Origin of the sequence: Alistipes sp. HGB5 (assembly GCF_000183485.2) — a bacterium.
Classification (GTDB): Bacteria; Bacteroidota; Bacteroidia; order Bacteroidales; family Rikenellaceae; genus Alistipes; species Alistipes finegoldii.
In genome coordinates this window covers 1-8,817 of sequence record NZ_AENZ01000060.1, presented here as the reverse complement: position 1 = coordinate 8,817, position 8,817 = coordinate 1, and the positions used below count along the sequence as shown (strand labels likewise).

Annotated in this window: 6 protein-coding genes and 1 pseudogene; 2 read left to right on the top strand and 5 right to left on the bottom strand. The window is 57.3% G+C overall.

The window, feature by feature from the left end:
* Positions 1-16: 16 nt before the first annotated feature.
* From HMPREF9720_RS10710 to HMPREF9720_RS16110, 3 genes and pseudogenes are all read right to left on the bottom strand, one after another.
* Complete coding sequence (locus tag HMPREF9720_RS10710) at positions 17-1,033, bottom strand: AraC family transcriptional regulator (protein ID WP_009598336.1); 1,017 nt, start codon at positions 1,031-1,033, stop codon at positions 17-19.
* Between the two features lie 218 nt (positions 1,034-1,251).
* Positions 1,252-3,174: a leucine-rich repeat domain-containing protein gene (locus HMPREF9720_RS10705; protein ID WP_009598335.1), complete on the bottom strand. Its 1,923-nt coding sequence runs from the start codon at positions 3,172-3,174 to the stop codon at positions 1,252-1,254.
* Positions 3,159-3,386: pseudogene (locus tag HMPREF9720_RS16110) on the bottom strand (InlB B-repeat-containing protein); the annotation flags it as partial. The gene HMPREF9720_RS10705 and the pseudogene HMPREF9720_RS16110, both read right to left, overlap by 16 nt.
* Positions 3,387-3,810: 424 nt before the next feature.
* Here HMPREF9720_RS16110 and HMPREF9720_RS10700 point away from each other — a divergent pair.
* Positions 3,811-4,263: a 6-pyruvoyl trahydropterin synthase family protein gene (locus HMPREF9720_RS10700; protein ID WP_175282410.1), complete on the top strand. Its 453-nt coding sequence runs from the start codon at positions 3,811-3,813 to the stop codon at positions 4,261-4,263.
* Positions 4,264-4,359: 96 nt separating this feature from the next.
* Complete coding sequence (polA, locus tag HMPREF9720_RS10695; RefSeq protein ID WP_009598339.1) at positions 4,360-7,236, top strand: DNA polymerase I; 2,877 nt, start codon at positions 4,360-4,362, stop codon at positions 7,234-7,236.
* Positions 7,237-7,388: 152 nt separating this feature from the next.
* Here polA and HMPREF9720_RS10690 read toward each other — a convergent pair whose 3' ends face one another.
* Positions 7,389-8,021 (bottom strand): outer membrane beta-barrel protein, encoded by a 633-nt coding sequence (locus tag HMPREF9720_RS10690; protein ID WP_009598337.1) that lies wholly within the window; start codon positions 8,019-8,021, stop codon positions 7,389-7,391.
* Between the two features lie 24 nt (positions 8,022-8,045).
* On the bottom strand, positions 8,046-8,687 hold the full coding sequence (locus tag HMPREF9720_RS10685) for a DUF4136 domain-containing protein (RefSeq protein WP_009598340.1): 642 nt from the start codon (positions 8,685-8,687) through the stop codon (positions 8,046-8,048).
* Positions 8,688-8,817: the final 130 nt, after the last annotated feature.

Sequence of the window (8,817 nt, the reverse complement as noted above, 5' to 3'; positions counted from 1 at the left end):
GTGCGGGGCCCGCTTTCTATTTTGACCGGGAAAGCGGGTTCAGATTACCTCTCCCCGTTTTCCGAAGAGGTCCCGGAGGGCGGATTTCCCCCCCCTCGGACAAACTCCCGCCGTTGCGTAAATCGTCGAGTTTGCGGCCTATCTCCTCGACCTGCTTCCGGTCGGGTGAAATCACCGTCGAGCCGAATTTGCGCCGGTATTCGCCCGGCGCTGAGCCGATGCGCTCGCGGAAGGCGTGGTTGAAATTCGAGATGTTGTGGAATCCGCACCGGGTGCTGATTTCCGAAATCGGAGCGTCGGTCTCCACGATCATCTGCGCGGCGCGCACGATGCGAAACCCGTTGATATAGGTCCAGAGATTCTGGCAGGTGTTCTTCTTGAAATAGCGGCATACCGACGAAGGGGACATGCCCACTTCGGCGCCGATGTCTTCGAGCGTGATTTTGTTGTGGTAGTTGTTTTCCACGAACTGCAGGATTTTCTTGATGCGTTCGTTGCCGTCGGCCTGCGTCTTGTAATCCGTCGTTCCGATAATGTGCATTTCGTCCGGTCCCGCCGTGGCGAGGTCGTTGAGTATGTCCAGAAAGAGCGCCACCGACTCGAATCCCCGCAGTCCGGGCAGCTGCAGCAGCCGTTCGCGGACCCGGTCCACCACCATTTCGGAGAAATGAAGACCTGCGACGGGCAGGCTCAGCATCTTCTGAATGGGTTGCAGGTACTCGGTTTCGAAAAGCTGCCAGTTGGGCATGTCGCGGCTGAACTGCACAGCCACGGCTTCGCAGTCGATGTCAGCATAGGCTTCGTCGCGCGTGTAGCAGTGCGGAACGCCCGGAAAAATGATGATCAGGTCCTTTTCGGTGAAATCGTCAGCCGTACGGCCCGTGATGCGCGTGCCCCTGACGTTCAGGGTCAGGCTCAGCATGTAGTCCTCGTGAAAATGCAGCGGCGGATCCGACTGTTTGTCGGACCAGTACTGCGTGATGAACAAGTCTTTTTCAGGCCGTGGCGCAAGGTCTTTTAAAACATATTTCATATGTCGGGACTTTTAACAAATATACGAATTAATCGGATATAAAACGCAAACCCCGTGTGATTTAATCTGCCGGAAGGCGAAAATAAAATACGACGAACCCGTCTCCATGTTCGGAGACGGGTTCGTTGCGGATCATCTGGAAATCGTTCGTCGGTACGCGCGGCGACTGTTTTCTAAGACATGGGAACAGCGCTCCGGCGTGCTGACGCCGCCCCTGCTCAGGGGATGTAGGAGGCGATGGATTTCCAAGTGAGGTTTTTCCATTGCTGCCCGGCGGCGGTCGGGTATTCCACGCCCGCCGCGTTGAGGAACAGGTTGCAGGCGGCGGGAACGTCGGCCGAGGTGAATGTGTCGTTGGCCAGCGTGATGGCCGTCGTCGCACCCAGCTTCAGGGTCGTCAGGGCGGTGCATTTGTCGAAAGCCTTGGTTCCGAGCGAGGTGGCTTTGGGAAGATCGACCTCCTTGAGCTTCGGGTTTTCGGAGAAACAGAAGTTGCCTACCTTCTCGACATTGGGAAGCGAGATGCTCTCCAGAGCGTCGCACCCGCGAATGGCATTCATTCCCAGATCTTTTGCGGCGGGCAGGTCGATTGCCGTCAGGCTCTTGCAGTTCTGGAACAGCGACGAGGGGACCGTTTCGAGCGTGCCCAAAAGAGGAACGTCATAACTCGTCAGGCCGGTCATTCCGCTGAACGCCCCGCCGGTGAAGGTCTGAAGCGCCGGAAGGGAAATGGAGGTGATGAGCGAGCAGTTGTTGAAGACGGTTCCACCGATGCTTTTCACGTTGGGGAGATTGACCGTCGCGATATTTACACAACCGCTGAATCCTCCGGCAATTATGGTCTCGACCGTGGGCATATCCACTTTCGTCAAACCTTCGCATTTGTTGAAAGAGAAGTTTTCCACCTTCTTGAGTACGGGCATATCTATGTCCGCAAGAGCGGTACATTCGGCGAACATATATAAGGACATGTTCTCCAATACCGGAGCGCTCACCTTGGTGATATTCTTGCATTCGCGGAAGAGGTATTTGCCGGGTGCGGTCAGCTTCGGCATGTTCAGCTCGCCCGTGAAACCCCAGCACCTGAAGAAGGCGTAATCGCCCGTGGCCGTGACGTTGGAGAGATCCACGGTCCTGAGCGTGATGCATTCGTAGAAGGCACGTGCGCCGACAGTCGTGACTTTGGAAAAGTCCACCACGTCTTCGAGCGCCTTGCACCCTTCGAATGCGCTCGTACCGATGGTCGTGATATTGGACAGGTCGATCGTCTTGAGCGTCGAGGTGCAGACGGAGGCCTGCGCGATGAAGAACATCTTGTCGCTGATGGCGGTGCACAGGGGGATATTGACTTTTGTCAGCGATTCGCAGTCGATGAAGCAGCCGCTTCCGAAAGCCGTGGCCGCGGGGAACGAAACCTCCTTGAGGGCATAGCATCTTTCGAAGCACTGGGCGCCTACGGACTCGACTTTTTCGCCGCTGAAGCTCAGCAGGCCGTTGCAGGCGTACATGGCCATCTTCTCCAGCTTTTCCACGTTGGGGATGTCGATTTGCGTCAGTTTGGTCGAATAGGCGAAGCACGACTCTCCGGCCGTCTTGAGTTTGGGCAGCGAGATGCTCGTCGGACCTCCGCAGTAGAAGAAGGCGCTGCCTGCCTCTTCGAGCGTCCACAGGTCGCTGAATGCCCGTTCGCCGATGGTCTGCACCTTGGGAAGGTGAACGGTGCGGAGCGATGAATTGTTGACGGCGGTGAGGACGCTGTTGCGAAACGCATTTACGCCTACCGACGTTACCTCCGGCGCATTCAGCTCTTCGAGTTTGGTCTGTTTCGGTGCGCGTGAGCCGGCATCGTACATGAAATTGTCGGGAATGGCTTTGGCGTCGGTGAGTTCGAGGAAGAGAAGATTCTGGAATTTGTCGAAGATCGCGGCGGTTACCTCGTCCGTCAGGTCGCCGCTGACGGACAGTCTGGTTACCGTGGCCGCTTTCTCTGCGTCATACGCGATGATTTCGGAGGCTGCAAGCGGAAGCAGATCGGTGAATTCGGCTCTGATTTCGATATTCCCCCCCCCTCCGGCAGGGTGAACGTCGTCGGGTTTTCCGTCGGATTTTCCAGTTCGATACCGCCGCTGAGGACCGTCCATTTCAGGAAGAAGAAGTTCTCGGCGGGCGTTGCCGTCAGGGTTACCGTTTCGCCGGGAATGGCCGACGCGGGGTTGGCTTCGGCCGTGCCGTTGCCGTCGTCGGTTACGGCAGTCGTGTACAGTTTCGGCTCTTTCGTCTCATCGGAACAAGAGGTGGCCGTCAGTGTGCAAACCGTCGCTGCGTAGAGAAGCGCGGATTTCCAAAATTTCATAGCATAAGGGGTTTTTAGTTAAAAAATAGGGATAAAATATTGTTGATGGTGTTCGAGATGACATAGTGCCCGAATGATAATGTACTTTCGATTTGTTATTAAAAAACCGTATTTGGTAAAAATATCGTATTTTTATGGAAAAATAGCGCGTGATTGTTCGTTCGGGCTGTGGTGTATCTTTCTCGTTATTAGTATTTTATTGTTGCAATGTAATAATAATTTCTGAAAGTGCAAATTTGTTACCGCATGTTTCGGCCGAAAATCGGTCCGGCACGGCGCGACCCGATACGGCGTTCCGGCGAACGCCGGAAACACCCTTCTGCCGTTGCGATTTACTCCGTCCGGGGGCGGAGAAGCGGACGCGGGACGCTGAAAAATCAGAAATCCTTTCCGCCTTTCGCATTTAATGAATATCTTTGCACATATGACAGTGATCAGATTGACAAAAGAGTTCTCCTTCGAGGCGGCGCACGCTCTGGACGGATACGACGGGCCATGCCGTGAGATTCACGGCCACTCCTACCGGCTTTTCGTGACCGTCAAGGGATGCCCGGCGGCCGGCGAAGGAGACCCTAAATGCGGGATGGTGATGGATTTCGGGGTGTTGAAGCGCATCGTCAACGAAGAGATCGTGTCGCACTTCGACCACTCCCTCGTCCTGCGTCAGACGCCGTGCAACGCGTCGCTGCGGGCCATGCTCGCCGAACGTTTCGGCAATATCGTCACGGTGGACTACCAGCCGACCTGCGAGAATATGCTCGGCGATTTCGCCCGCCGCATTTCGCGCCGACTGCCGGAGGGCGTGGAGCTGCATTCGCTCCGCCTGCATGAAACCGCGACTTCGTTTGCCGAGTGGTTTGCCGAAGATAACCGGTAAGGTGTCTCATTCGGAACACATGCCGTATGCGCTTCGCTCCGTCCGGGCCGTGCGGCGTCATCCATGCGAAACTATTATTGACGCGACTTCTTATATATGAAAAAACTTTTTCTCGTTGACGCCTATGCGTTGATCTTCAAGTATTACTATGCTTTTCTGGGCCGTCCGATGCGCAACCGCGCGGGCATGAACACCTCGGTGGTGTTCGGCTTCGTCAAGTTCCTGCGCGACATTCAGAAACGCGAACGGCCCGACCTGCTGGGCGTGGCGTTCGACCCCAAGGGCGGCAGTTTCCGCCGCGAGGTTTTTCCGGAGTACAAGGCCAACCGCGCCGAGACTCCCGAAGACATCCTGCTTTCGGTTCCTTATGTGAAACGGGTGCTGGAGGCGATGTGCATTCCGATTCTGGAGGTCGAAGGCTACGAGGCCGACGACGTGATCGGCACTCTGTCGCAGAAGGGCGTCGAAGCCGGTTACGAGGTCTTCATGGTGACGCCCGACAAGGACTACGGCCAGCTGGTGCGCGACAACTGTAAGATTTACAAGCAGAAAGGCGCGGACGGAAGCATCGAGATCGTGGACCGCGATTCGATCCGCGAGAAGTACGGCATCGACGATCCGGTCCTCGTGCGCGACATCCTCGCGCTGTGGGGCGACGCTTCGGACAACATTCCCGGTGTGCCGGGCATCGGCGAGAAGAGCGCCTGCAAACTGGTGCAGGAGTGGGGAACGGTGGAGAACATCCTCGACAACGTGTCGAAGATCAAGGGCAAGCAGGGCGAGAAAATCGCCGCGTGGGGCGATAAACTGCGTCTCGCCAAGCACCTGACCACAATTTGTCTCGATGTGCCGATTCCCTTCCGGCCTGAGGACCTTACGGTCTGCGATCCCCATATCGACGAACTCAAGGCCGTTTTCGCAGAACTGGATTTCAAGGCGTTTATGAACGACCTGACGAACCTCGCCCCTCCCGAAGCCCTGCCCGAAGGTCCCCGGCAGGAGGCGCAGACGCAGCTGGCCGAGATGGCCCGCGCCAAGTCGGCGGCCGCGAAACGGGCCGCGCTGGTCGGTCAGGGCAACCTCTTCGGCGACCCGGTCGTGGAGATGCCTGCGGCGACGGACGTTCCCGCCGCCGAATTGCAGGCCGAAGCCGAAGCGATGCAGTTCAAGACGGCGCAGACCACGCCCCACGACTACAGGCTCGTGGAGGACGCCGCGCAGTTGCGCGGCGTGGTGGACGAAGTCGGGAAATACGAAGAGTTCTGCTTCGACACCGAGACGACGGGCTTCGACATCTTCAACGACCGCATCGTCGGCATGTCGCTGGCCGTGAATCCTTTCGAAGCGTGGTACATTCCTTTCAAGGAGGAGAATACGGCGGAATACACCGAAATCGTGCGGCCGCTTTTCGAAAACGACCGGATCGCCAAGATCGGCCAGAACATCAAGTTCGACCTGATGGTCCTGCGGCAGCTGGGACTCGAAATCCGGGGCCGCAAGTACGATACAATGATCCTGCACTACCTGCTCGACCCCGAATCGCGTCACAACATGAACGCCCTTGCGGAGAAATACCTCAACTACAAGCCGATCGAGATCGAAACCCTGATCGGCAAAGGCTCCAAGCAGCTGACGATGGATCTGGTGAACGTCGAGCGTGTCAAGGAGTACGCCGCCGAGGACGCCGACGTCACGCTGCGGCTCAAGCATGCGCTCTATCCGCAGATCGAAGAGCTTGGCCTGCAACACCTCTATTTCGAAATCGAGGAGCCGATGATCGCCGTGCTGGCCGACATCGAGATGGCGGGCGTGCGGATCGACTCCGAGGCGCTGGCCGTCTATTCCGTGGAGCTGAGCCGCAGGCTGGCCGAGCTGGAGGCCGCGATCTGCGAGGAGGCCGGCGAATCGCAGCTCAACATCAATTCGGCGCGTCAGCTGGGCGAGGTGCTGTTCGGCAAAATGCGCATCGCCGAGAAGCCCAAGATGACCAAAACCAAGCAGTTCTGCACCGATGAGGATTACCTCCAGTCTTTTGCGCACAAACACCGCATCGTCGATCTGATCCTCGAATACCGGGGTGTCAAGAAACTCCTTTCGACCTATGTCGAGGCGCTGCCCCAGCTGGTCAACCGCCGTACGGGACGTATACACACCTCTTTCAATCAGGCTGTTACCGCTACGGGGCGCCTTTCGTCCACGAATCCCAACCTGCAGAATATCCCCGTGCGCGAAGAGATGGGCCGCCGCATCCGCAGGGCGTTCATCCCCTCCGACGAGGAGCATCTGCTGCTCTCGGCCGACTACAGTCAGGTCGAACTGCGGCTGATGGCGCATCTTTCGGGCGACGAATCGCTGATCGCGGCCTTTGCCCACGGCGAGGACATCCACGCCGCGACGGCCGCCAAACTGTTCAACAAAACCCTCGACGAAGTGACCTCCGAGGAGCGCCGCCGCGCCAAGACCGCCAATTTCGGCATCATCTACGGCATTTCGGCCTTCGGCCTGAGCCAGCGGCTGGAGATTCCCCGCAAGGAGGCCAAAGAGATTATCGACGGCTATTTCGCATCCTACCCCAAGGTGCAGGAGTATATGGACAATGTGGTTGCCAAGGCCAAGGAAGAGGGCTTCGTCTCGACGATTTTCGGCCGGCGCCGCTACCTCAACGACATCGCTTCGCACAACGCCATCGCCCGCGGCCTTGCCGAGCGAAACGCCGTGAACGCTCCGATTCAAGGCTCTGCGGCCGACATCATGAAGATCGCCATGATCAACGTACACCGCCGTTTCGCCGCTGAAGGCATCCGCTCGAAGGTGATCCTGCAGGTGCATGACGAACTGGTCGTCGATATGCTCCGCTCCGAGCAGGAGCGCGTCGTGGCCATCGTCACCGAAGCCATGGAGTCCGCCGCCGCGCTCAAAGTCCGTCTGGTGGTGGATTACGGCGTGGGCGGCAACTGGCTCGAAGCGCATTGATCGGAATATCTGACGATGCGTTTTGCGCGCTTATATCGAAAATCCCCCTTTCCAAAGGGGGATTTTTATGTCGTATCTCTTTATGCGTTTCTCCGCAAAACGACAGGCCGGACCCGTCGGGTCCGGCCTGCTCGCGTCGTGTTCCGGAGGCGTCAGAACGATATACCGACGCGTATGCCGAAGTTGTTGAGGTTGTTTACCGAGTAGGTCAGGATATCGCCGCTGTTGGTGGCGTAGCTGTAGTAGAGCGCCACGTGGAAACCGAAGCGGTAGTCCGGACGCGGGAAGATGCTAACGCCGATTTCGGGCGAGAGGTAGAATCCCCACGTGTCGGTGTACTGCTTGATTACGTAGTAATAGGACGAGAATTCTGCATAGTTGGCGCCCAGCTTCAGACCCGCATAGGGCTGGAATACGCTGTCCGGAAGCCATGTGTAGCGTCCCGTGACGCCGAACGGCAGCTGGAACGAGCCGTGTTTCTGATTGACGGTCAGGGCCGAGCCGTCGCCCAGATCGAGCGTCTGGCGCGGAATGCTCGAAAGGTTGGTCTGGTAGGAGATGAAGGGACCTACGGAGACCGACGGCGTGATGAAGTAGCCGCCTTCGAAGTTCATGCCCCATCCCGACGCCTTGTCGGCATAGGCGCTGCCCAGCGGCACGCCTACCTGCCAGTCGACGTTGATGTAGGAGTTGGGGAAAATCTGCGCCTTGCCCGTACGCGCGGCTGCGAGCAGCACGACACAGAGTGCGATGGTTTTGAGAACCTGATATTTCGATGTTTTCATAATCGGACGTGTTTTGCGGTTAAATTATTTTTTCAGATAAGGCGACTGATCGAAAGCCTGTTGCACGGCGTCCACCGTGCGCTGCTGGTTCAGCTCCTCCGACGAGGTCAGCAGCCCGCCGATGAAGCTGTCCCAGATCACGGGCAGCTTCTTGCCGCTCTCTTGATCGGCTTCGAGATTCATCATCTCCACGAGCAGCGAACCGGCCGTATATCCGTAGTAAACGCTGTAGGGATAGTGCCAGCCGGCCCAGTCGCCCCAGTAACCGGGCGTCCAGTAATAGGGATAGTACCACCACCAGTAGGGATAGTCGTAACCCACGAAATAGGTCACTTTCTGCACATAGCTGAGCTGCAGGCCGAGATTGGCCGCATCTTTGTCGTCGGTACGGGTGTAGCCTGCGGCGTTCATGCGTCCTACGACGGTATTGACGATCTCCAGCGCATTGGCGTCTTTCCAGTATTCCGTCTTGTCGGCGGAGCCGATCAGCAGGATGCTGTCGGGAATGTAGTAGGTGTCGAAGGCGGCGAAATCGGCGTCGGTGTCGTGAGCGGTGTAGACCAGATAATCTTTGTGGAGACTCGATGTCGAGGGCTCTTTCTGGCACGCGCAAAACGCAACTGCTGTGAGTGCGAATGCAAGGTAGCGTAATTTTTTCACGGTCATGATTTTGAATTTTTAGTTTGCTGTCAGATACCGTGTTCAAAATTCGTTCCGCAACCTCCGTTTTGCGCCGTGTTGTCCGATCTGGCTATAAAGAAGCGGATTTGCGGTATGAAAATCGGACGTTCCCTGC